Genomic DNA, 23,374 nt, shown 5'->3' with positions numbered 1-23,374 from the left:
ATAATGGATAATACAGCCTTGCTGCTGGCCCGCATCCAGTTTGGGGTGACGCTGACCTACCACTTTTTGTTCGTGGCGCTGACCCTCGGGCTGTCAGTCATGATAGCCATGATGGAAACGGTGTACGTCCGTACTGGCGAGCGGTTATATAAAGCCATGGCCAGGTTTTGGGGCAAGCTTTTTTTGATCAATTACGCGGTTGCTATCGTTACCGGCCTTGTCAATGAATTTCAGTTCGGCATGAACTGGGCGGAGTATTCCCGGTTTGTGGGCAGCGTTTTCGGGCCGCCGCTCGCTTTCGAGGCGCTGACCGCCTTTTTCGTGGAGTCGGTGGCGATCGGCATATGGGTTTACGGCTGGGACAGGGTTTCCCGGCGCGCCCACCTGGCCGCCATCTGGCTGGTGGCGCTGGCCGCCAATTATTCGGCGTTCTGGATTCTGGCAGCGAATTCTTTCATGCAGCATCCGACGGGCTTCGCTTTCCGGAACGGGCGACTGGAATTGGCCGATCTCGGCGCCCTGATCAACAATCCTTATCTGGCTTATCAATACTCCCATACCGTCTTGTCCGGATTGGCGACAGCCGGCTTTTTTATTATGGCGGTGAGCGCCTATTACCTGCTGCGCAGGGAGTATCCCGATATCTTCCGGCGCTCGTTCGACGTCGGGTTGAGATGGGCGCTTGTCGCCACCGTTCTCGTAGTCGGTACGGGACACTTTTACAACCAATATATCGCCAGGGTGCAGCCGATGAAGATGGCCGCTTCGGAGGCGCTGTGGGAAACCGCCGCGCCGGCCCCCTTCGTGGTCTTCGCCCTGATCGACGAGGACACCCGGAAAAACAGCTATCAGTTGGCGCTGCCGGCGGGTCTGTCCATGCTGGCCTTTAACGCGGTAAATACCCAGGTCAGGGGGATGAACGATCTGGAGCGGGAGTTCGCGGTCCGGTTCGGGCCAGGCGATTACGTGCCGCCGGTGACGCTGCTCTTCTGGAGTTTTCGCGGCATGGTGGCCATCGGCCTGTGGTTGTTCGTGCTTGCGGCGCTCTGCGCCTGGTACTGGCATAAAAATGAGTTAGAGGCTCATCCGCCCCTGCTGAAAGCGATCCTGTGGAGTTTGCCGCTGCCGTACGCAGCCGTTACCGCTGGCTGGATGATGACCGAGGCGGGGCGGCAGCCGTGGCTGGTTTACGGCCTGCTGCTGACTGAGCGCGGCGTTTCCAAAGTGGTGCCGGCGGCGAGCGTATGGACGTCTTTGCTTATTTATACGGGGATATACGCGGGCGTGGCCCTGGCGGCGCTCTACATCGCCCGCAGAATCATCCGCGCCGGGCCTGGCGGGGAGTTATAACCGGGGGGGATATGATGGACTATAACACGGTCTGCTTTCTTTTGTTCGGCGTGCTGTTCATCGGCTTTTTGCTGCTGGAGGGCTTCGACTACGGCGCCGGCATGCTGCTGCCTTACCTCGGGGAGACGGACGCGGAGCGCCGGGCGATAATCAGGACGATGGCGCCGGTATGGGAGGGAAACGAGGTGTGGCTGATCGCGGCCGGGGCGTTCCTGTTCGCCGGTTTTCCGGGCGCCTACGCCACGCTGTTTTCCGGTATGTACCTGGCGCTGCTGCTGATTCTGGCGCCGCTGATCCTGCGCGGGGTGGCATTCGAGTTTCGCGATAAGGACGAGCGGAGGGAGTGGCGGAATTTCTGGGACTGGGCGCTGTTCGCGGGCAGCGTTATCCCGGCTGTGCTATGGGGCGTCGCCGTGGGCAACCTGCTGGAAGGGCTGCCGATCGATGCCCGGATGCAGTATGCCGGTACTTTCTGGGACCTGCTAAGCCTGTACACTGTCGCTAGCGGCGTCTTGTTCGCGCTGCTCTTCCTGCTTCACGGCGCTACGTATTTAACCCTTAAACTGGGTGGAGAGATAAGCGCAAGAACAAGGCGGCTCGGCATGGCGCTGACCAGGTTAGCGTTGCCCGCCGCCTTGGTGTTTGCCGTACTGACGCATGTGGTCGCCGGCCTTAAATTCGTCACCGGCGTCGCTTTGCTGTCGGCGGTTTTGGCGATATCCGCGGTTAATCTCGGCCTGAAGGGGCGGCATTATCTCAGGAGCTTTGTCTTTAGCGGCCTGGCGGTGGCGGCGGTTTCCGGCGCGGTCTTCGCCGAGCTTTTCCCGCGGATCATCGTTTCCAGTCTGAGCCCGGAGTGGAGCCTGACTATCTATAATTCCGCCTCAAACCGGCTCACGCTCAAGATCATGAGCATAACTATGGCGGTGGTTTTTCCGGCCATCCTGGCTTTCGAGGGCTGGAAATATTACGTTTTCCGGGATAGAATCAGCCCCGCGGGTATTGAATTTGAGCCGCTGGGCACCGCTTTAGCGAACGGTATCCAGGAGCTGCGGGGACGGATAAAGCAGGCGTGCTGCCTCGCCGATGCGATGAGCTGCGTCATCCGCGCTCTGCGCGGCAACGACGGCCGGGTAATCAACCGGCTGAAGCATCGGCATAAGGTGCTGTTGCTCGGGAAGGGTACGAAGAAAACCGAACCGGACGAGTAGGCGAGCAATTTTTGTTTAGTGCGGCGGAATCCGGATTATCGACGAACGGTTAGCGTGAATCCCGCTTCCGGCAGGAAGGGGCCACGCTTTTTTGTTGTTTACCGGCCATTTTTTAGTAGGCGTATCAAGATTGCATTTTTACATTTTCCTTACACATTCATCGCTATTCTTATCAGTTTTTTTATGCATATCCAAGCTATAATTTCAGTGACATCGAACTAAAGGAACACCGGCCAACTGATTGGGGAATGCGAATTCCCCCGCGGAGGTGATGGCAAGGCTAGTCGTATCCGGTGCTTATAGAAAAAATGTGGGGAGGAAAAAAATTAATATGTCACCGGCAATAATCACTCTCATCGTTCTCGGGATTGTCGCGGTGCTGTTCATCACCGAGGCTGTTCCCCTGGCTATTACGGCGATGGGCGGAGCGATTTCTCTCGGCATTCTCGGTATCATTCCCATGAATACCGTCTTTTCGGGTTTGTCGAATTCCACGGTTGTTTTGTTTGCCGGCATGTTCGTCATCGGCGCGGCCATGTTCCACACCGGTCTGGCCCAAAAGGTCGGCACGACCGTCGTACGGATCGTCGGCACGAGCGAGGGCGGCCTTATGTTCGGCACGATGGCCATCGCGGCGGTTATATCGAGTGTTTCCTCCAACACCGGCACCACCGCCGCGCTGATGCCGGTCGTGCTGGGAATCTGCGCCGTCGCCGGCATTCCTGCTTCCCGGCAGATGATGCCGTTGGCGTTCGGCGCCGGTCTGGGCGGGATAATCACGCTTGTCGGCACGCCGCCCAACATCATCGCGGCCGGCGCCCTTAAGAACGCCGGTTATCAGCCGTTCGGCTTTTTCGAATTCGCCTGGATCGGCGTCCCGCTGACAGTCGTCGGTATTCTGTACATGATGTTTGTCGGCAAATACCTGCTGCCCAAGGCCGACCTCTCGGTCGACGTGGTGATCGACGCCGAGGCGGCCAAGGAGGCTATGGCCAGCAACGCCGACCCGACAAAAATGTGGATTACCGCTCTTACCCTCATCGGCGTCGTGGTCGTTATGGCCCTCGACCTGAAAATGTTCACGCTTGAGATAGCGGCCGTCTGCGGCGCAATTATCCTTATCCTGACCAAGTGTTTGTCGGAAAAGCAGGCTTATCAGGGCATAGACTGGGTCACTATCCTGCTGTTCGCCGGCATGATGCCGATTGCGACCGCGATGGATAAAAGCGGCGCCGGCAAGCTGATCGCCGATGCCGTCGTAAACTTGATGGGCGGCTCACCCAGCCCGATTTTCGTAACCGCGGTATTATTCGCTCTTTCCGGCGGTCTGACCCAGTTCATGTCGAACACCGCTTGCACCGCCCTCCTCGCGCCGATCGGCATTTCGATCGCCAAAAGCATCGGGGCCAGCCCGCATGCCGTTCTGATGGCCATCGCCGTCGCCGCTTCGTGCGCTTTTTCCACCCCGGTGGGAACCCCTCCCAATACGCTCGTTCTCGGCCCCGGCAACTACAAGTTCATGGATTACGTCAAAGCGGGGACTGGATTGGTGATCGTGTGCTTCATCGTTTCGCTGATCATTATCCCGATGGTTTGGCCCTTCTTCCCCGGAAAGTAGCTTTCACTGCAGGTGAAGGGCGTGGCGGGTCCGCCCGCCCTTCCCCCCTTCCTTTTGCCAGGATGCTAGGCGCACTGGCAGGACATTTTTAACCACGCCGAAAGAGGTGCAGCATGGAAGGAACCCCTGTAACCACCAGCCCCGTGTTGATTATGATCATCAACATGACCGTCGTATTCGCCGTTTTGTACGCCTTGAGCCTGGTAATCAAGCTCATCCAAAAAATCGATCCGACGAAGGACGCGACGAATAAATAGCATCTTTCGTATTGATCGCACGTCTATGTGAAAATTGGGGGATTTTTTCAAGATGGAACTTATAAATTCGTTCTCCGTGTCCCTGCAGGCCGTCTGGGCCGACAGCGGCTTCACAGATTTCACTCTGGGCAACGGCATAATGATCGTCGTGGGCGTCGTCCTCCTGTACCTCGCCTTTGCCAAAGGGTTCGAACCGTTGCTGCTTTCGCCCATCGCCTTCGGCTGCATCCTCACCAACCTGCCCAAGACCGGCTTCTTTGAAGACCCGGGTGTAATGATGCTCATTTCCAAAGGGATCGAATATGAGGTGTTCCCGCCGCTCATCTTCCTGGGGGTCGGCGCCATGACCGATTTTGGCCCTATGATCGCCAACCCTGGCACGCTGCTCATGGGCGCAGCCGCCCAGATCGGCGTTTTCGTCTCCCTTGCCGGCGCGATGCTGCTGGGCTTCAACATCCAGGAAGCGGCCGCTATCGGCATAATCGGCGGCGCCGACGGTCCGACCGCCATTTATCTGACGATCAAGCTCGCCCCGCATCTCCTCGGCGCCATCGCTGTGGCGGCTTACTCCTATATGTCGCTGGTGCCGCTCATCCAGCCGCCGATAATGAAGTTGCTCACCACCCAGAAAGAGCGCGAGACCGTCATGGCGCAGCTGCGCCCGGTTTCCAAGTTCGAGCGCCTGGCCTTCCCGGTCGTGGCCACTATTCTCATCAGTCTGCTGTTGCCGCCGATCGCTTCTTTGATGGGCATGCTCATGCTGGGCAACCTGTTCCGCGAATCGGGCGTGACCGACCGGCTCTCCGATACCTCCCAGAATGCGCTGATCAATATGGTGACCATCTTCCTGGCCACCGGTACCGGTCTTACTATGAAGGCCGAGAGTTTCCTGACGGTGCAGACGCTGCTTATCATCGTTCTGGGGCTGGTGGCCTTTGCCGGCGGCACCGCCGGCGGCGTCCTGCTGGGCAAGGCGTTCTATTACGCGACCGGCGGCAAAGTCAACCCGCTCATCGGGTCCGCGGGCGTCTCCGCCGTGCCGATGGCGGCGCGGGTAAGCCAGATTGTCGGCCAGAAAGCGAATCCGGGCAATTTCCTGCTGATGCACGCCATGGGGCCCAACGTGGCCGGGGTCATAGGAACCGCGGTCGCCGCCGGAACTATGCTGGCGATGCTGAAATAACGTCCCGGAATATTGCATAGCCTTCTGTCAGCCATTAGTTTTCCGCCGGTGAAGGGGAAGACTAATGGCTGTTGAATCTTCGGCCCTTGCGCGCCGAAAAGCCCTTCCGCCGGCGGCTGGCCGGGAAAGAAGGAGGAGCAGCCGGAGAGCCGGAAATATACAATTAATCCGGAACCGCCAGAAAGGATTGTCGTAAAAGATGGTCGAGACCAAGGCCGAAAAACACGAGCGATGCGGCAATACCCCTCCGCGCGTTACCGATAAGGCCCGCAGAGGCAAGCTGACCGTCTTTTTAGGGGCGGCGGCGGGTGTCGGCATGACTGTCGCGATGCTTGAGAAGGCCCGCGCCCTGCAACAGGCGAATGTCGATATCGTAATCGGCTGGATCGACCCCCACGGCCAGCCGGAACTCCAGCGGCTGCTGGCGGGGATGAGAAAAATTCCCGACCGGGTCCGGGAATACAAGGCCGCCAGTTTTGCGGAGTTGGACGTAGACTCGATTATCCTCCGCAAACCGACGGTTGTCGTGATCGACGAGTTGGCCCGCGCGAACGCCCCCGGCTCGCGCCACACGAAGAGATTCCAGGATGTCGAAGATCTGCTGGCAGCAGGCATAAACGTTTTTACGACTTTGGATATCCGCAATATCGAAAGCCTGAGCGAAACGGCCGCCAGGATCACCGGCGCCGGCGCCCGGGAGACCGTCCCCGACTATTTCGTCGAGCAAGCCGATACCGTCACCATCGTCGACGTCTCCCCCGAGGAGCTGATAAGGCGGTACAAGGAAGGTCGTCTATGGCTGCCCCCCGGCACCGTCGGAAAGCCGGACGCTTTTTTCCGGCCGGAGACGATCAACGCTCTCAGAGGGCTGTTGTTCCGCCTCGCTGCCGAAAGGGAATGTCCCGGGCTGGGAAAACGCCTTAAGGAATGCGGCTCGGTCTCGGTACCCCCGGCTGCCGGTCGTGTGATGGTGTGCGTCGACGCCACTCCTTTCTCCGTCCATCTGATCCGGGCGGGCCGGCGTCTGGCCTCGTCCCTGGGAACCGAATGGCTGGCGGTGCATATCGACACTGTCGGGTCGGCCATAGGGAGCGGCGGCGGCCAGGTAGCCGAAAACATGCGGCTGGCCGAGGAGCTGGGCGCGAAAACGCTGATAATTACGGCCAAGGATGTTGTCGGGCATTTGGCGGACACGGCCCGCAGCAACAATGTGGCCGCTGTCGTCGTTGGCCGGGCATGCCGCGGCCCCCTCCGCCGGTTCTTGTCCCCCGGTGTAGCCGACAAGCTCGCCGGCCACAGCCTCGCTGCCGATATCTATGTTGTCAGGAATCCGCACGAAGCAGGCCCCGCAGCCCCACCGGTATCCTTAGCTCCCCCGGCCGGACCCCAAAGCCGCCTTCACTATGCCGGCTGCGCGATGATGGTGGCGGCGATAACCGCCCTGGGCTGGCTGCTGCGGAATCATCTCGAGCTGATGAATATCGTCCTGCTGTACCAGATTCCGGTAGTTTTGAGCGCCTTCTGGTGGGGGCGGTGGCCTTCGTATTTCACCGCCGTCTGCAGCGTTTTGGTGTTTAACTTCATCTTCGTGCCGCCGGTTTTTGCGATTCGGGTGTACGACCGGTTTGTACTGAGCTTCATAACGTTCGTCGTCGTTTCCTATGTGGTCGGCCGCAGGACGGAGGTGCTGAGGGACGAGGCGGCGGCAGCGCGGCAGCGGGAGCGGAGCACCCGGGCCATGTTCGATTTCAGCCGGGCAATCGCCGCCGTAATCGATTTGGATACGATCGTCTCCGAATTCATCAGCCAGGCCACCGACGCCCTGCGCTGGCGGATCGCCGTTTTCATGCCCGATGAGAAGGGACAATTGCAGAAATGGGACGACCGGCAAGCTCCTGCCGGTTGCGACAAAAACGAAGCCGCGGCCGCCCAATGGGCGTATACCCACAGGCAGTCGGCCGGCAAGTCGACCGATACCATGCCTGATGCCGACTGCCTTTATCTGCCGCTGGCCACGGTGGATGCGACCGTGGGCGTCCTAGCCGTCGATATCGACGGCAGCACGATTTCGCCGGAACAGCGTCGCCTTTTGGAGACCTGGGCGGGGCTGGCCTCGATCGCCCTCGAAAGGGTAAGGTTGACCGAGAGGGCGCGGGAGGCTGCGCTGCTGCTGGAGTCGGAGCGGTTGCGCACCGCGTTGATCAATTCGGTGTCGCACGAGCTGCGCACGCCTTTGTCGCTGATAATCGGCTCGTCGTCCACTCTGCTGGAGACGGAAGCCACCTTTTCCGCGGGAGAAAGACGAGAGCTGCTTGAAAATATAAAACACGGGGCAAACCGCATGGACCGAGTTGTCGCCAATCTTCTGGACGCCGCCCGGCTGGAGAGCGGCCTGCTCCAACTGAAAACCGACTGGTGCGATATCGAAGATATCATCGGGGCGGCGCTGCGCAGATTTACGGACCAGATAAAAGACCGGCCGTTAACCGTCGCTATTTCCCCCGATACACCGCTGCTGCGCGGCGACTGCGTGCTTTTGGAGCAGGTAATGGTCAACCTCATCGACAACGCTACCAAGTACTCGCCCCCGGGCAGCCAGCTCGAAATAACCGCTTCCGTCGTGAAAGATAAAATCGCGGTTACGGTCGCCGACCACGGAATAGGCATTCCTGAGCCCGAATTAGTGCGGATCTTCGATAAGTTCTACCGCATCCAGCATCGGGAGGGCAACATCGGCGGGACCGGGCTCGGCCTGGCTATCTGTAAAAGCATCCTGGAAGCCCACGGCGGGACCATAAAGGCGGAAAATCGCCCCGGCGGAGGCGCAAGCTTCACCTTCGATATCCCGATCAACGATAACACGAGTTTCTTCCAGTCTTCCGAAAGGCGGGAACTGTCATGACCGAGAAGGGACGGCGCATTCTGGTAATCGACGACGAACTGCAGATCCGCAAGCTGCTGAGAGTTTCCCTGAAAGCGTTCGGCTACGAGGTGGACGAGGCGGCCACCGGGCAGGACGGCGTCAACCGCGCGGCCATCTTTAAGCCCGATATTATTATTTTGGATCTGGGCCTTCCGGACATCGACGGGAAAGACGTCATCACCCGGGTGCGCGAATGGGCCCAGGTGCCGATAATAGTCCTCACCGTTAAGGATCAGGAGCAGGAAAAGATCGAGGCGCTGGACGCCGGGGCGGACGACTATATCACGAAGCCTTTCGGCATGGGCGAGCTGATGGCCCGGATAAGGGTCTCGCTGCGGCGGGAAGCGAAGGCAGGGGACGACCCGCTGATAACCTGCGGCGATCTCCAGATCGACCTGGCCCAGCGGCGGGTCTCGGTAGGTTCCCGGGAAGTAAAGCTGACTCCGACCGAATACGACATCATTAAGGCTTTGGCCCAGCACGCCGGCAAAGTGCTGACCCATAAACAGCTGTTGAAGCTGGTCTGGGGCAGCAGCTACAGCGGCGATACCCACTACATCAGAATATATATCGGCCAATTGCGGCGCAAGATCGAGGAAAACCCTACCCAGCCCCGGTACATTATCACCGAGTCGGGCGTGGGCTACCGACTGATGTGCAGGTGACGGCACGTCCCTAGTTATTGGGCTTTTTGCCAAGCATGGTAGCGCTGCCGCGCTCCGCGGCGGAGCCAGGGCCCCGACCGTAAAACACAACGCTCCGGCTTGCGCCGGAGCGTTGTGGCTTCAATTGCCATCCTGGCGCTAAGCGGTAAGCACTAATCATGTCGACAATGAGGGTACGGTCGCCTTGGGGGCGGCATTTATGATTTTGTGGTATATCCGTCATTGATCAAGGGAGTTAAAGTCCGGTAGATATGGAGGTCTGCGGGGCTGTACGGCGACCTTTTGGGACACGCAAATGCGGGGTTACTGATTATCTAGGGAGGTAAATATTAAGATTATTACGAAATAATAATTAGACTGTTGCCGAGGAGGTGCCACAATGGAACATCGCCAGCATGAACACGGCCAGCAAACTATTCATCATGCCAAAGATCATGTGGAGGATATTTCTACAGCTAATGGGGCCTCCCCCCCAAGCCGCCAAGGAGGGCATAAAGGGCATCACGAGGGCATGATCGCCGATTTCAAGCGAAGATTCTATGTATGTATGGCTATAACTGTGCCGATTATGGCCCTGTCCCCGATGCTTCAGCATTGGGCGGGTTTGGGCGAGTCGCTTCGGTTCGCAGGCGATGAATACTTTCTTTTTGCTTTGGCTACCGTGCTGTTCGTTTACGGCGGGCTGCCCTTTCTGAAAGGGGCGGCCCAAGAGATCGGCCAAGGCCGCCCGGGCATGATGACTTTAGTGGCAGTCGCGATTTCCACCGCGTATTCGTACAGTTCTTTCGTAGTATTCGGGCTGGCGGGTGAGACGTTCTTCTGGGAACTGGCCACGCTTGTCGACATCATGCTGCTGGGACACTGGATCGAGATGAAATCGGTTATGGGAGCTTCACAGGCACTTGAGAAATTGGCTTCTTTGGTGCCGGCTGACGCTCATCTCGTTGGTGCAGACGGCTCGATAACAGATGTTCCGGTAGGAAGTCTGGCAAAAGGCGATGTCGTGCTGGTCAAACCGGGTGAGAGGATTCCGGTCGATGCTGTGGTGTTAAGCGGCGAAACTTCGGTGGATGAGGCAATGTTGACCGGTGAATCAAAGCCTGTTCTCAAGCAAGTGGCAGCTGTGGTTATCGGTGGGTCGATAAACGGCGAGGGCGCGGTTAGGATAAGGGTGGAAAAAACGGGGCAGGAGTCATTCCTCGCCCAGATGATGGAGTTGGTGCGCCAGGCGCAGGAAAGTAAGTCCAGGACTCAGGATCTTGCCAATCGAGCGGCATCCTGGCTGGCACTGGGTGCTATCTTTACCGGTGGCGTGACGATGGCCGCCTGGCTTCTGAGCGGTCGAGAGGTAGCCTGGGCGGTCGAGCGGGCGGTGACCGTGCTGGTCATTTCCTGCCCCCATGCTTTGGGGCTGGCTGTGCCGTTAGTTGTGTCGTCATCGACGTCGCTGGCTGCCCGGCAGGGGCTTTTGATCCGTGACCGTGCCGCCTTCGAGGCAGCTCGCGGTATAGGAGCAGTGGTTTTTGACAAGACGGGTACCCTGACCGCCGGCAAGTTTGGCGTGACAGACGTCTTAACCCTTGCTGCGGGCTGGACGCGCGAGGAGCTGCTGCGCTACGCGGCGTCGCTGGAGCAGGCGTCGGAACACCCCATCGCGCAGAGCATTGTAGCGGCGGCAGAAAACTTAGCCGAAGCCCAAGACTTCAGGGCCATCCCGGGGAAAGGGGCAGAGGGAACGGTCGAAGGCCGGGCGGTAAAGGTGGTGAGTCCGGGATACCTTTCAGAGCATCATATTCCCATACATGACGCCAGGCTGAACCAGTTGTCCGCTGCCGGAAAAACTGTCGTTTTCGTGATTGTCGACGGTGAGGCCGTGGGCGCGGTCGCTCTGGCCGATACCATCCGCCCCGAATCAAGACAGGCGGTCGCCGCGCTGAAAAACCTGGGGATCCGCTGTATCATGCTGACAGGAGATAATAAGGAAGTTGCCAGACAGGTGGCCGAAGAAGTCGGCATGGATGAGTTTATTGCCGAGGTTCTGCCGCAGGATAAGGTGCAAAAAATCAAGGAAATACAGGGACGCGGCCTGGTTGTCGCCATGACCGGCGACGGTGTTAACGACGCCCCGGCACTAGCTCAGGCCGATGTAGGCATCGCCGTCGGCGCCGGCGCGGATGTTGCCATTGCGACAGCGGATATTATTCTTATCCGCAGCAATCCCCTGGATGTTGTGGACGTTATTAAGTTGTCGCGAGCGACTTACAGGAAGATGGTGCAGAATCTGTTGTGGGCGACGGGCTATAATGTGGCGGCTATTCCATTGGCGGCAGGCGTACTGTATTCTTCAGGAATCCTGCTGTCGCCGGCAGTGGGAGCGATGCTGATGTCGGTAAGTACGGTGCTTGTGGCAATAAATGCCCGCCGGCTCAAAATGGGTGAGCACTAGTTCCTGCAATCAGCCAGGAGGTCGGGCTTTTCGGAGGACGTCAGTCCGTAATCAGGCGCCAGTGTTCCTTGCGTTTCTCCACCGCCGCCTTGAGGTCGTAGAAGACTTCCCAATTTGCAACTCACTAAACAGGAATTAACGCCCAGGTAAGAGAATGAATCCTCTCGTAACCCCGTGGCCGGCGCCGAATGCCGATAACACATTTGTTGCAGAAAAGAAACCGGTTTATTTTTCGAACAGGAGGCAGGGGGATGACGTTGCAGTCATTCGGCGGCTATCCTTCGTTATCGGCGCGCCATTTGTCCCTGGCGGTCTTCTCGCTCTATTTTTCCTGGCTGCTCGCCTTCCCCTTCGAGGGGCAGGTGCTGTACGCCCTCGCCGCAAGCGTGGGCGTCGATCCGCGGCCGATGATTTCCGGGGCCGTCGCCGCCCAATGCGCCGGTCTACTTTTGTGCGGTTTCTTCGTCAAAACCACGGCGGCCGCCAGAAAATTCATCGTCTTTTCCATCGTCGTCGCCTTCGCGGTCACCGTCCTCTTCTTTCTGCCGCCCTCCGGGCTTTGGCCGCCCTGTCTCGTTTTAAGCTCTTTTCTGGCCGGCGGCAGCGTGGCCGCCTGGGGCTTTTTCTTCCGGGCGTCGACGCCGCCTGACGGGCGGATGAGAACCGCGGCCGACGCCCTGATTGGCTCCAACCTCCTCATGACCCTCCTCAACGTGGCCGCTGTCAATATATCGCCCTACGCCGGCCTGACCCTTTGCCTGCTGGCGCTGGCCGGCGCGTGGCTGTGCGCGCTTCACCTGCCTACGGCGGAGGCCGCCCCGGCCGTTGGGTCACCGGGCGGGTACGGGCGCGCCGGCATTGCCGGACCGCTGGTCTTTTTGTGTTTTTTCATCGCCGTTATCACCTTCAACTCCGGTCTCATGTATCAGGTGATTAACCCGGCGTTCACCCATCTGGACTGGCTGGCCAGCTGGTATTGGGCGATTCCCTACATCGCCGCCATTTACGTAATGCGCAATCTGCCGCGTACCGTAAACCGCAACATCTTTCTTTACGCCGCTGTTTCCATGATGGGGTTTTCCTTTCTCGCGTTCATCGTCCTCGACCGCTCGGTCGCCGCCTATCTGTTGATCGATACCATCCTGCTGGGAGCCTGCGGCATATTCGACCTGTTCTGGTGGAGCATCCTCGGGGAAATGCTCGATTTGTCGGCCGACACGGCCAAGGTTTTCGGCTTCGGGCTGGCGGCGAACGTCCTGGGGGTGCTGGTCGGCGGCATGGCCGGCAGAACGCTCAACTGGGATGGCACTCACCACTCTCTGCTGGCCTTGTCGGTCGTCTGCGTCGTGCTCGTCATGCTGCCGCCGCTGGGCAGGCACCTCGGGAAGCTGCTGAAAACGCACGTCTTTCTGACCGTTTTTGCCGAGCTGCCGCCCGACAAGCAACGGCAGACCCTGCGGAAGCAGATGACGCTCGGCGACCTGACCGAACGGGAGAGCGAGATAGCCGCCCTGCTTGTCCGCGGGAAGACCTACAAGCAGGTGGCCAGCGAACTGTACGTCAGCGAAAATACCGTCAAAACCCATGTCAAGAATATCTACGCCAAATACAACGTGCAGAACCGCAACCAGCTCCTCCACCTGATGATGAACAGCGAAGAACTGCCCATGCAGTAGCCGCTGAAAAACGGCGCCTTCCTAGGAAGGCGCCGTTTTTGTGCAAAAATCACTCATCCGGGTGATACCGGCGCGTGCCGGCATACATTATTATTGTAGTGGAAAAGTACGGCAGGGCGGAGCGTGGCGGACATGGCGATAAAACATGCGGTCGGCGGCAAAGTTTTGCAGGTAATCATCACCCTGCTCGGCGCGGGCTTTATCCTGCAGGCCGTCATCAGCCTGACGCTGGGACAGATCGGCGAGCGGGGGACCGCGGCCGTCACCCACATCAGGCGCGAGCTCGGCGAGCGGAACGAAACTACCCCCAACAGATACACGTTCATCCTCGCTTACACCTTCCAAACACCGGACGGCCGAACCATAACCGACAGCACCCGCCGCATCGGCGGCCCCCTCTACGTCAAGGCAACCGGCAGGCAGACGGTTCCGGTCAGATACCTGAAAGCCTTCCCTATGGTGAACACGCTGGAGGAGAACGCCCGACCCTCCTGGGGCAAGGCGGCCTCGCTGGCGGTGGGGGCCTTACTCATCTTCGCCGCAAACAGGCCGCGGCGTAAAGTGAAGATTATCGGCACCGAAGCCCCCGACAAAACCATGCCCGCATCGGCGGCGCTACCGGCGGCCGGCGGGGTTGCCTCAGGAACGATCGGCTATTCCGCTAAAATCGATCATCCGGCTTTTGCCTGCTACATAAACAATGCGAACCGCTGGTCTTTGCTCTTTGCTGTTATCCTCGCCGCGGCCGCTGTCGCCGGCTTTTACGTCTATGGCGAAACCAGCCGGGAAATGGCCAATCCTGAGGCCCTTTACATCGGCCTGGGCATCGGCGGCATGTTCCTGGCGATCGCGGCGTGGCAGATAATCGGCAGGCATAGAAGCAAGACATGGGACGGCGTAGTGGTCGACAAAAAAATCGAGCGAAAAAGAAGCCGGCGCAGCGACGAGGATGACTGGCGCACCTCATATACCGTCGTCATCCGCAGCGACGGCGGCGAAACGCACATTATCGGCGGCGAAGACGACGATACCCTTTACAACTATTACCGGATCGGCGACCGGGTGCGACACCACAAGGGGCTCAACTCCTTCGAGAAATACGACAAATCGCAGGACACCGTCATCTTCTGCAATGCCTGCGCCAGCCTCAACGACATCCGCGACGACCGCTGCTTCCGCTGCAAATGCCCGCTGCTGAAATAAAAACATGGGGGTTGGGACGATGACCGGTAAAAATACGCAGGACCTCGGCCCCAGGGAATGGCTCATATCCGTGCCGATTTTCCGCAACGGGGTCATCCTGCGTCAATTGGCGCTTGCCGTCGGCCTGCCCTTCGGCATCCTCGTCGTATTCCTTTTCTTCCTCGCCGGCAATTCCTCGGACGCAGGCGCGTATTATGCCCTGGCGCTTATCGGCGGCCTCTTTCTCCTGACCTACCTGCTGATTATGGCCTTGTACGGCGGCAAATACGACGCCGCCTTTCTGGTCGACGACAAGGGCATCCTTTGCCGTACCCAGAAAAGCCAGGCGAAGGCGAACCTCATCATCAACGGGCTGGCCGTGCTCCTGGGACTTTTCGCCCGCGTGCCGGCCGCGGCCGGCGCCGGCCTGCTGGCGCAGTCGCGGCAGTCGGTCTTCCTCAAATGGAGCGACATCCGGAAGGTGACATACCGCCCGCAGCAGCATGTCATCCTCGTAAGAGGCAGGCTTACCGAATCGATCGCCGTATTCTGCACGGACGACAACTACGGCGAGATCGCGGCGATCGTCGCCGCCCGTTGCCCCGGCAAATAACCCCTAGCCGCCTACTTCTCGAACCTGAGGTAAACATGGCGGCCGGAGGCGCCCACCTGGTTGTCGTACGAAATGCTGTCGTTTTGCGTGCCCGGAAGAGAAACGTTGATACCGGTGCTCGGGATGTGATTCGCTTTCCAGATAATCATGAGGTAATTTCCGGCCGGGCCGCTCAAAACGAATCTTCCGTTTCCGTCGGTGGTCGTTTTCGCCGTGACGGCGCCCTTCACCACATCGGTCGCCCCGTCGTCCTTCAGCCAGATATCTTTCCCGACGACCACGGTGGCGTTGACCAGTGGATATTCCTTCCCCTGTTTCCAATAGGTCAGTTTCCCGGTCAGATTGGCCGCGCTGGCGACGCAGGGAAAAACGAACAACAGCAGCAGAACGGTTACCAACAGGCGTTTATACATTTTTGACCCACCCCCGTAATTTTTCTTCAGCATAGCATTTCCTCCGGCGGAAGTGTATCACCCGAACGGGGGATTTTCCGCTTTTCTCCGGCCTGGCTCCAGCCCAAATCACCCTTCCGGGTGATATATTTTCTCCCGGCGGTAACTTATCATATAAGCATCATGCTGCATCACTATTTTTTTGAGGAGGATTTGCCAATGAAACTGCATCGCGTAATGTGCCTGTCTCTCAGCCTATTGTTGTTTGCTCTCATTCTGGCTCCCGGCCTTGCCCTGGCGGCCCCTAACGTGGAAGGCAAATGGCATGCGTCGTGGATGGCCCGCATCATGACCCTGTCCCAGAACGGCGGCAAAGTAACCGGCACCTTCGGCACCGGCACCCTGGAGGGAACGTTCGCCCCCGGCAGCAATGTGCTGAGCGGGACCTGGCGCTCCAATGGCGGCGTCGTAAACCAGTTTCAGTTCGTTTTCAACGGCGACAAAATAGTCAACGGTTTCTGGGACCGGGGGGAAGGCTACGCCCGTCACCGGCAGAACGGCATTCAGGGCAACAAGTACAAACAGTAAGTCGCGCGAGGCTTCCGGGGACCACTCGGAGCCTCTTTATTTCCGGCCGGTGTTTTTCTTCCCGGGAAGAGTTACTTCATGGTATGTAGAATACACTCACACGCCAGATCGAAGTGTGAAGCGGCAAAACAAGCGAGCGGCTGTAGTTCTCGACGGCGAAGGATGCAAGTGACCTTCAGATAGCGGACGGAGGAAGGATGCGCAATGATACGCAAAACCGTTGCGTTGATACTGCTAGTATTATTTATTCTTACGAATTCCGCCTTCGCGACTAACTGGATATACTTCAAGCGACTGGAGGGCACCCGCTACGGTCCTTGCACCGAGTATGTCGATGCTGATTCGGTCATCACCGACGATGCTCGGGTTGTATACTGGACGATTTGGGTGCTGGACGAAACGCTCAAGTACGATGGTACAAAAAAGATACTGTTCAAGAAGGAAACGCCGCTGGTTTATCCTCTGCAGTATCGAACCCTTGGGCAATATCTGTATAACAGCACAGATGCTGAGATCCGCCGCCACACCACTCCGAGTGATTACTATCATAAAGAGTCTGAGGAGATTAGCCGGGTGCTGGAATTTGCGAAGCCAGGGCGGGATAGTGCGGTACAGCCCGACCATACTGTTGCCCCGGCGCCCAGGTGGTACGCATTTAGCGAGCTTGAAGATTCCGCACTTTATTGGAATATCCACTCAATTGCCGCCTGGCCTAAGGATAATCCAGTCATCGTCGAGCTGATTGTCAAATACGTATGGAACAAAACTGGGCTCGATAAACGGTTGACCTATTTGAACGCGCAAAAAAAGTATAGCACCGGCGTCGCCAGCCTTAGCTACACTGTAGCCAATTATCAGTTCTTGCTGACCGAGAACAGGGGCAGGATGCTTTCCGAGGCTGATTATGACGCTCAGGGGCAGAGGAGGACCTTGCTCGAAAGCTGGGACTGGCACGATATCGCAAAAGGGTCGAAAGAGGACCAGGCCAGAAGGCTTGCCCTGAAATGGCTAAACGATGAAAAAAGATTCGGCCATTAATAATTTGCTTGAGCGTTAGCGGGAGCATATCCAAAAAAAGTAGGGCCGCACTAATAAGTGGGGCCCTACTTTTCTGCTCCAAGTAACCAACCGTCAACTGCAGCGGAGAACTATCTATAATCTTTCGCGAAAATTGGTGGACTCGACCTTAGCGGCCCGTTCTCCGTTCCTGCCGGCGGCCTTCGTACATGGCCAGGAGGTCGGGCTTTTCGGGGGACGCCAGGTCGTAGTCAGGCGCCAGTTCCTTGCATTTTTCCACCGCCGCCTTGAGGTCGTAGAAGACTTCCCATTTTGCTTTTACCTGGCCGGAGCCGGTGAGGCGGAGGAGGTAGGCGGGGTGGTAGGTGGCGATGGCGGGGATGCCGTATTTGGTGTCGAACCAGCGGCCCCGGTCTTTTGTTATCCGCGCGTCGGGGCCCATAAGGTATTTGAGGGCGACGCTGCCGAGGGCGACGATGACTTTGGGGTTGACGAAGGCGAGTTCTTCGTCGAGCCAGTTGAGGGCGCAGACGCGGCCCTCTTCTACGGTAGAAGTGCGGTTGCCTTTGGGGCGGCATTTTATTATGTTGGTGGTAGGTTAGTCATCTGCCGCAGGGCTAATGTCCAGTAGATATCTAGGCCCGCGGGGTGTACGAATGTCGTCTTGAAAATTTCTTTTGTATTTGTAGCAACACACTCTTATTTTCGTAGCTTATGAACAGTTCAATACTTGGCGACCTTCACGTTTAGCTAAATACCGAAAAATCAAAGGATTAGTCACGTTTATGGAGAAAAAAAGAAAAGAGCAACGGAAACCACCGGTTCTTAAGGAGAAACTGTCCTACTCATGATATCTAGCGTTACTTTCGCGCCGATCGATAATATAATAGCGTATCTTTTTATTGCGGCCGTGTTCGAGGCCCTGGCGGTCTATCTGTTCCAGTTCCGGCGAATCCCGGGAGCGATAATGCTGGTGTACTGCCAGATATGCAAGGGCTTGTGGATTTCGGCCACGGCTTTCTGCAGCATGAGCCCGGATTTGCCGGGAAAACTGTTCTGGGCTAGGTTCACGGAATTTGCGCCGCTGCTGCTTATCTACTTCTGGTTCGAGTTCATCTGGGAGGTCAGCCAGCAAAAGGGCCGGCTGGCGACGGCGGTGAAGTATGCCATCCGGGGGATAACGGCCGCCTTTGTCCTGATAATCGCTTTCGACGGCCAGCTTGGCTGGTATTACGGGCCAATGTCGCTGGAGGGAAACGTCCTGATTATCGCGTTCGGACCGGCAGCCTGGGCGATGATGGCTTTTTGTTATGGACTCAATGTGGTATGCCTGGGGGTGTCGGCACGCTGGATATACGCATCCAGGGGACTGCGGCGGCAGCAGGCGATAGTGCTGTCGGTAACGCCGCTGTTTAATTTTATCGGCAACATCCTGGTGTTTACACTGGAGCTGCCGGTAGTGTCGCCGCAGACGGCGGGACAGTTGCTATCCGCGGTCTATGTGACCTGGGTCTTTTACCGCTGGCGGGTTTACAGCATACTGCCGCTGGCGCAGGACGCGGTTACCAGGAGGATGGACGACGGCCTGATGGTGGTGGACGAGAAAGGATATATCGTGGATATGAATCCGGCGGCGAAGGCGATATTCGCGGGGCTGCCGGCGGCGGCGGGCGACAAGTTCGCGCAGGTAGCCTCGGCCTGGCCGGCGCTGGCCGAGGCTGTCGGCTGTCCCGAGGGCGCGGAGACGTCCCGGGTGCTTGACGACGAGACATGCTTCTACCAGATAAGCACGATACCGCTGGCGACGCCGCAGGGGGATCCGCTTGGCAGGACGCTGGTCTTCAAGGATATAACCCAGCAGAGGCGGGATCAACAGCGGCTGCTGGAAAGCGAAAAGGCGCTGGCCATCCTGACGGAGCGTGACCGGCTGGGGCGGGAACTGCACGACGGCCAGGGGCAGATATGGAGCTACCTGGGTCTGGAGCTGCAGCAGGTACGGTCGCAGATAACCGACGGGAAGGCCGAGGCGGCGGCGACGCAGCTGGAGCGGTTGCTCGGGGTGGTCAGGGAGCAGAACGCCGACACGCGGGAGTCGATCGTCGGCCTGAAGAAGACGGCGGCGGCGAGCGACGACTTCGAGACCAACCTGGAGAACTATCTGCAGTGGTATGAGAAGAATAACGGCATCGCGGTAAAGCTCAGCCTGCCGGCGGCGCCGCTCGCCGGGGTGCTGGGCCAGGCCGGCGAGGTGCAACTGCTGAGGATAATCCTGGAGGCGCTGACGAATGTCCGCAAGCACGCCGAGGCGCGCGAGGCCAAGGTCATCATCGAAAAGGCGGGCGAAGAGGTAACGGTGACGGTGGAGGATGACGGACGCGGCTTCGATATGGCGGCCGGTCCCGGAGAGAGAAAGAGCTTCGGGCTGCAGATAATGGCCGAACGGGCCGAGGAGGCTGGCGGACGCCTGGAGATAGAGTCGCGGCCCGGCGAAGGGACGCGGGTCACGGTCCGCTTCCGGCTGGAGAACAAGGAAAGCATGAGGAAGAGTTATGAAAACGCTGTTGGTGGACGACCACGCGCTGTTCCTGGAGGGCATGCGCAGCCTCCTGACGGCCAACGGCTTCGAGGTGGCGGCGACGGCCAGGAACGGGGCGGAGGCGCTGATGCAGTTCGAGATGCAGCGGCCGGAGCTGGTGCTGATGGACTTGCAGATGCCGGAGATGGACGGAATTGAGACAACACGGCAGATAAAGAAGGAGTATCCGGAGGCGAAGATCGTGATGCTGACGGCCGTCGAGGACGAGGATAGCCTGTTGGCGGCCCTAAAGGCGGGAGCCGAGGGGTATCTCTTAAAGGAGATGGAGCCGGAGAGCTTTCTGCGGCAGCTGGCCGGTCTGGCGGCCGGAGAGACGCCGCTGGCGCCGGGGCTGGCCGGGCGGCTGCTGCGCGAGTTTCAGCAGCAAAGGCAGCGAGAAGAAGCCGGGGGGGAACGGGAGCTGACCGAGCGCCAGACTGAGCTGCTGCGGCTCATAACCCGGGGACTTACCTACAAGGAGGTCGCCGACCGGCTGGCTATCAAGGAGGTCACGGTAAAGTACCATGTGAAGGAGATACTGGGCAAGCTTAGGCTGGCGAACAAGGCGCAGCTGATCGCCCATGCCTATAAGCTGGGCTTGTAATTACGCCTGTTCATAAAGGCCTCCTGCGTTGTCGGCAGTATAGCCGGACTATACCAAGGTATAGTCCGGCTATACTTTTTTGTTTTGCGGACTATCCGAAAGGCAGGTATCAGGGGAGGCGCATTTTGCTAGGATGGGTTTAGTGGAAAAGTATGCGCTTTTTGGGCAAAACCGGGGTGAGCGAATATGCAAAAGCGATTGGAAGTGGCGGTGTGCGGCGGCAGCCTGCTGGCGGCCGGGATAGCGGCCAGCCTGGAGGCGAGGGGCGAAATACGGGTGAGCCGGCTGGGCAGCTCGCTGGCCGAGGCGGCGCCGGCGGTCAGGATGCTGTCGCCGCAGGCGATCATCTTCGACATACGGGACGGCGGGCTGGCCGAGGTGGGCACGCTGCTGCGGGAAAAACCGGGACTTGTGCTGATCGGCCTCGAACACGACCGGGATACGGCTACAGTATTCGCAGCCGGCAGGCAAAAGGTAGAGTCGGGCGAGGAACTGGCGCGGCTGATAATAGTCAGGCAAGCCGACGAAGGGGATAGATGACATGAGTAGCAGTGTAATAGTTAAACCGTTAGAGGAAAAAGCGCCGGTGACGGGCGTCGTCCCGACTGCGGCCGAAAGCCAAGGCGGGCAGCACGATAAGCGGCCCTATTTCGTCATCGACCCGGGGCCGCTCACTTGCAAAACCGGCATCGACGGCCTGGAGTTCGATTTCAACTACGGCCTGAGGGTCAAGGTGCCGGCGGGCGACTGGCGGGTGAGGTTCACTGACCGCGACACGTTCGTGACGCTGTTCGACGCCAGGGTATCGGACACGATCGTGACAAGTGTGAAAAAGTACTATATAAATTTCCGTGTCGAGGTTTACCGCGAGGACAGGCTGATGTTCGAGCATGACCTCGACCTTAAAAGCAAGCGGGTGCTGATAAAGCTGCCGGTGGGGACGCTGGGGGACATCGTCGCCTGGTTCCCCTATGCCCGGAGATTTCGGGAGAAACACGGCTGCGAGGTCTACTGCGCGCTGGCGCCCGAGCTGGCCGGGCTTTTCCGGCCGACCTACCCGGACATAAATTTAGTCGGCCCGGACGAACGGCCGGAGGGGCTGTACGCCAGCTACTACCTGGGCATCTTCTTCCCGTGCGACGACCGCAACCACCAGCCGGTGGACTGGCGGCTGGTGGGGCTGCAGAAGACCATCCCCCACATCCTCGGGCTGGAGCCGGAGGAAATCTGCCCGGAGATCGCGGCGGAAAGCGGCGAACGGCTGATAAAGGAGCCGTACGTGTGCATCGCCGCCCAGGCGACGACGCAGGCCAAGTACTGGACCAACCCCCATGGCTGGATAAAGACGGTGGAATACCTGAAACAAAAAGGCTACCGGGTGCTATGCATCGACCGCGAGATGGTCCACGGCGCCGGCAGCCGCTGGAACAGCATCCCCTACGGGGCGGAGAACTTCACCGGGGCGCTGCCGCTTAAAGAGCGGGTGGAGCTACTCCATCACGCCGACTTCTTCGTCGGCCTGGGCAGCGGCCTGTCGTGGCTGGCGTGGGCGGTGGGCAAGCCTGTTGTGATGATCAGCGGCTTCAGCCTGCCGTATATGGAATTTTACACCCCTTACCGGGTGATCAACTATCATGTCTGTAACGGCTGCTTCACGGACAGCAGCGTGGAGTTCGTCCACAACGATTTCGCCTGGTGCCCGCGCCACAAGGACACGGACAGGCAGTTCGAGTGCACGCGGGCCATCGCCGCCGAGCAAGTGAACGCGACCATCGACCGGCTGATGGCCGACTATGGCCTAAACCCGAAGGGGCTGACGAAAGTCCGCGGGCTGAAGGTGGCGGCGCGATGACGGAGGCGGCGGTACGGGAGGCGGTGGCCGCGAACGCCTATATGGCGTTTTACAACGGGCCACTGACCTGCAAAACCGATATCCCCGGCCTGGAGTTCGACTTCAACCACGGGGCGCGGGTGAAGGTGCCGGCCGGCGACTGGCGGGTGAAGCTGAGCGACCGCGACAGCTTCACGACGCTCTTTGACGCGGCGGTATCGGACACCATGGTGACAAGCGTGAAAAAGTACTACGTCAATTTCCGGCTGGAAATCTTCCGCGACGGGCGGCTGGTGCTGGACCACGAATTCACTCCAAAGAAGCGGCGGGTGCTGCTGCAGTACCCGCTCAGGAGCGTGCTCGGCGACAATATCGCCGCCTTCCCCTACGGGCAGGCGTTCAAATACCTGCATGACTGCGAGGTATATTGCGCCATCGAGCCGCGGCTGGCGGAGCTGTTCAAGGCCACCTACCCGGATGTCAATTTCGTAAAGCCGGGCGAGCGCCCGGAAGATATTTACGCCACTTACTACATGGGCTACTTCTACCCGGCCGGCGAGCGGGCGTACCAGCCGGCGGACTGGCGGATACTGGGGCTGCAGAAGGCGGCGGCCGGCATATTGGGACTGACGCCGCAGGAGATCCGCCCGGCGATCGCCCCGGAGAATCTGGAACGGCAGATCGCCGAGCCGTATGTGTGCATCGCCGCCCAGGCGACGAGCCAGGCGAAGTACTGGAACAACCCCCACGGCTGGATAAAGACGGTGGAGCACCTGAAGGCCAGGGGCTACCGGGTGCTGTGCATCGACCGCGAGCGGGTCCACGGCCAGGGGCGCTGGTGGAACGGCATCCCCTACGGGGCGGAGGACTTCACCGGCGACAGGCCACTCTCGGAGCGGGTCGACCTTCTCCACCACGCCGATTTCTTCGTCGGCCTGGGGAGCGGGCTGTCGTGGCTGGCGTGGGCGGTAGGCAAGCCGGTGGTGATGATAAGCGGCTTCAGTCTGCCGCAGACGGAGTTTTACACACCCTATCGGGTGATAAACCACCATGTGTGTAACGGCTGCTTCACCGACAGCGGCGCGGAGTTTGCGAACGATAATTTCGCCTGGTGCCCGCGGCTGGAGAACACGGACAGGCAGTTCGAGTGCACGCGGCTGATAGCGGCCGGGCAGGTGAACGCGGCGATCGACCGGCTGATGGCCGACCATGGGCTGCGACCGGCAAAGACGGCGGTATAACG

The 23,374-nt window shown here is 59.1% G+C and carries 18 protein-coding genes and 2 pseudogenes; 18 read left to right on the top strand and 2 right to left on the bottom strand.

From position 1 onward, the window contains the following. Nucleotides 1–3: 3 nt before the first annotated feature. From Q4T40_20135 to Q4T40_20085, 11 genes and pseudogenes are all read left to right on the top strand, one after another. Entirely contained in the window at nucleotides 4–1,350 is a 1,347-nt protein-coding gene (locus Q4T40_20135; GenBank protein ID MDT8903542.1) for a cytochrome ubiquinol oxidase subunit I, read from the top strand. Between the two features lie 11 nt (nucleotides 1,351–1,361). Beyond that, on the top strand, nucleotides 1,362–2,561 hold the full coding sequence (gene cydB / locus Q4T40_20130) for a cytochrome d ubiquinol oxidase subunit II (GenBank protein MDT8903541.1): 1,200 nt from the start codon (nucleotides 1,362–1,364) through the stop codon (nucleotides 2,559–2,561). A 331-nt stretch (nucleotides 2,562–2,892) separates the two neighbouring features. Beyond that, nucleotides 2,893–4,179, top strand: a complete 1,287-nt coding sequence (locus Q4T40_20125; GenBank protein ID MDT8903540.1) for an SLC13 family permease — start codon at nucleotides 2,893–2,895, stop codon at nucleotides 4,177–4,179. A 113-nt stretch (nucleotides 4,180–4,292) separates the two neighbouring features. After that, nucleotides 4,293–4,418: pseudogene (locus Q4T40_20120) on the top strand (OadG family protein). A gap of 70 nt (nucleotides 4,419–4,488) precedes the next feature. Then, nucleotides 4,489–5,619, top strand: coding sequence for a sodium ion-translocating decarboxylase subunit beta (locus Q4T40_20115; protein ID MDT8903539.1), 1,131 nt, complete (start codon nucleotides 4,489–4,491; stop codon nucleotides 5,617–5,619). Between the two features lie 199 nt (nucleotides 5,620–5,818). Beyond that, nucleotides 5,819–8,521: a sensor histidine kinase KdpD gene (locus tag Q4T40_20110; GenBank protein MDT8903538.1), complete on the top strand. Its 2,703-nt coding sequence runs from the start codon at nucleotides 5,819–5,821 to the stop codon at nucleotides 8,519–8,521. Then, nucleotides 8,518–9,207, top strand: a complete 690-nt coding sequence (locus Q4T40_20105) for a response regulator (GenBank protein MDT8903537.1) — start codon at nucleotides 8,518–8,520, stop codon at nucleotides 9,205–9,207. The genes Q4T40_20110 and Q4T40_20105 overlap by 4 nt, the downstream gene beginning before the upstream one ends. 379 nt (nucleotides 9,208–9,586) lie before the next feature. Then, entirely contained in the window at nucleotides 9,587–11,653 is a 2,067-nt protein-coding gene (locus Q4T40_20100) for a copper-translocating P-type ATPase (GenBank protein MDT8903536.1), read from the top strand. Nucleotides 11,654–11,904: 251 nt separating this feature from the next. Continuing rightward, complete coding sequence (locus Q4T40_20095) at nucleotides 11,905–13,329, top strand: helix-turn-helix transcriptional regulator (GenBank protein MDT8903535.1); 1,425 nt, start codon at nucleotides 11,905–11,907, stop codon at nucleotides 13,327–13,329. A 132-nt stretch (nucleotides 13,330–13,461) separates the two neighbouring features. Next, nucleotides 13,462–14,532 carry a hypothetical protein gene (locus Q4T40_20090; GenBank protein MDT8903534.1) on the top strand — a complete coding sequence of 357 codons (1,071 nt, stop codon included), beginning with the start codon at nucleotides 13,462–13,464 and terminating at the stop codon, nucleotides 14,530–14,532. Nucleotides 14,533–14,551: 19 nt separating this feature from the next. Further along, nucleotides 14,552–15,124, top strand: coding sequence for a hypothetical protein (locus Q4T40_20085; GenBank protein MDT8903533.1), 573 nt, complete (start codon nucleotides 14,552–14,554; stop codon nucleotides 15,122–15,124). Between the two features lie 11 nt (nucleotides 15,125–15,135). Here Q4T40_20085 and Q4T40_20080 read toward each other — a convergent pair whose 3' ends face one another. After that, nucleotides 15,136–15,537: a hypothetical protein gene (locus Q4T40_20080; GenBank protein ID MDT8903532.1), complete on the bottom strand. Its 402-nt coding sequence runs from the start codon at nucleotides 15,535–15,537 to the stop codon at nucleotides 15,136–15,138. A 198-nt stretch (nucleotides 15,538–15,735) separates the two neighbouring features. Between Q4T40_20080 and Q4T40_20075 the strand changes: the two genes are divergently transcribed. Together Q4T40_20075 and Q4T40_20070 are read left to right on the top strand one after the other, a co-directional pair. Continuing rightward, entirely contained in the window at nucleotides 15,736–16,104 is a 369-nt protein-coding gene (locus Q4T40_20075; protein MDT8903531.1) for a hypothetical protein, read from the top strand. A 204-nt stretch (nucleotides 16,105–16,308) separates the two neighbouring features. Next, on the top strand, nucleotides 16,309–17,142 hold the full coding sequence (locus tag Q4T40_20070; protein MDT8903530.1) for a hypothetical protein: 834 nt from the start codon (nucleotides 16,309–16,311) through the stop codon (nucleotides 17,140–17,142). 148 nt (nucleotides 17,143–17,290) lie between these two features. Here Q4T40_20070 and Q4T40_20065 read toward each other — a convergent pair whose 3' ends face one another. After that, a complete protein-coding gene (locus Q4T40_20065) occupies nucleotides 17,291–17,704 on the bottom strand; it encodes a uracil-DNA glycosylase (protein ID MDT8903529.1) in 414 nt (137 codons plus the stop codon). 264 nt (nucleotides 17,705–17,968) lie between these two features. Between Q4T40_20065 and Q4T40_20060 the strand changes: the two are divergent. From Q4T40_20060 to Q4T40_20040, 5 genes and pseudogenes are all read left to right on the top strand, one after another. Further along, nucleotides 17,969–19,633: pseudogene (locus Q4T40_20060) on the top strand (histidine kinase N-terminal 7TM domain-containing protein). Nucleotides 19,634–19,715: 82 nt separating this feature from the next. After that, a complete protein-coding gene (locus Q4T40_20055; GenBank protein ID MDT8903528.1) occupies nucleotides 19,716–20,300 on the top strand; it encodes a response regulator transcription factor in 585 nt (194 codons plus the stop codon). 186 nt (nucleotides 20,301–20,486) lie between these two features. Further along, nucleotides 20,487–20,840, top strand: a complete 354-nt coding sequence (locus Q4T40_20050; protein MDT8903527.1) for a hypothetical protein — start codon at nucleotides 20,487–20,489, stop codon at nucleotides 20,838–20,840. 1 nt (nucleotide 20,841) lies between these two features. Beyond that, nucleotides 20,842–22,152 (top strand): autotransporter strand-loop-strand O-heptosyltransferase, encoded by a 1,311-nt coding sequence (locus tag Q4T40_20045; protein ID MDT8903526.1) that lies wholly within the window; start codon nucleotides 20,842–20,844, stop codon nucleotides 22,150–22,152. Next, nucleotides 22,149–23,372: an autotransporter strand-loop-strand O-heptosyltransferase gene (locus Q4T40_20040; GenBank protein ID MDT8903525.1), complete on the top strand. Its 1,224-nt coding sequence runs from the start codon at nucleotides 22,149–22,151 to the stop codon at nucleotides 23,370–23,372. The genes Q4T40_20045 and Q4T40_20040 overlap by 4 nt, the downstream gene beginning before the upstream one ends. The last annotated feature ends 2 nt before the right edge of the window (nucleotides 23,373–23,374 follow it).

This window comes from Selenomonadales bacterium 4137-cl (genome assembly GCA_032334055.1).
GTDB classification, from domain to species: domain Bacteria; phylum Bacillota; class Negativicutes; order Sporomusales; family UBA7701; genus Anaeroselena; species Anaeroselena agilis.
This window is presented reverse-complemented; position numbering and strand designations above follow the sequence as displayed.

Bases quoted from the DNA above. Each gene is read 5' to 3' on its own strand.
- Q4T40_20055 (MDT8903528.1), top strand. From the start codon at position 19,716: ATGCGCAGCCTCCTGACGGCCAACGGCTTCGAGGTGGCGGCGACGGCC.
- Q4T40_20045 (MDT8903526.1), top strand. From the start codon at position 20,842: ATGAGTAGCAGTGTAATAGTTAAACCGTTAGAGGAAAAAGCGCCGGTG.
- Q4T40_20085 (MDT8903533.1), top strand. From the start codon at position 14,552: ATGACCGGTAAAAATACGCAGGACCTCGGCCCCAGGGAATGGCTCATA.
- Q4T40_20090 (MDT8903534.1), top strand. From the start codon at position 13,462: ATGGCGATAAAACATGCGGTCGGCGGCAAAGTTTTGCAGGTAATCATC.
- Q4T40_20040 (MDT8903525.1), top strand. From the start codon at position 22,149: ATGACGGAGGCGGCGGTACGGGAGGCGGTGGCCGCGAACGCCTATATG.
- Q4T40_20075 (MDT8903531.1), top strand. From the start codon at position 15,736: ATGAAACTGCATCGCGTAATGTGCCTGTCTCTCAGCCTATTGTTGTTT.
- Q4T40_20050 (MDT8903527.1), top strand. From the start codon at position 20,487: ATGCAAAAGCGATTGGAAGTGGCGGTGTGCGGCGGCAGCCTGCTGGCG.
- Q4T40_20080 (MDT8903532.1), bottom strand. From the start codon at position 15,537: ATGTATAAACGCCTGTTGGTAACCGTTCTGCTGCTGTTGTTCGTTTTT.
- Q4T40_20105 (MDT8903537.1), top strand. From the start codon at position 8,518: ATGACCGAGAAGGGACGGCGCATTCTGGTAATCGACGACGAACTGCAG.
- Q4T40_20100 (MDT8903536.1), top strand. From the start codon at position 9,587: ATGGAACATCGCCAGCATGAACACGGCCAGCAAACTATTCATCATGCC.
- Q4T40_20095 (MDT8903535.1), top strand. From the start codon at position 11,905: ATGACGTTGCAGTCATTCGGCGGCTATCCTTCGTTATCGGCGCGCCAT.
- Q4T40_20125 (MDT8903540.1), top strand. From the start codon at position 2,893: ATGTCACCGGCAATAATCACTCTCATCGTTCTCGGGATTGTCGCGGTG.
- cydB (MDT8903541.1), top strand. From the start codon at position 1,362: ATGATGGACTATAACACGGTCTGCTTTCTTTTGTTCGGCGTGCTGTTC.
- Q4T40_20115 (MDT8903539.1), top strand. From the start codon at position 4,489: ATGGAACTTATAAATTCGTTCTCCGTGTCCCTGCAGGCCGTCTGGGCC.
- Q4T40_20135 (MDT8903542.1), top strand. From the start codon at position 4: ATGGATAATACAGCCTTGCTGCTGGCCCGCATCCAGTTTGGGGTGACG.
- Q4T40_20110 (MDT8903538.1), top strand. From the start codon at position 5,819: ATGGTCGAGACCAAGGCCGAAAAACACGAGCGATGCGGCAATACCCCT.
- Q4T40_20070 (MDT8903530.1), top strand. From the start codon at position 16,309: ATGATACGCAAAACCGTTGCGTTGATACTGCTAGTATTATTTATTCTT.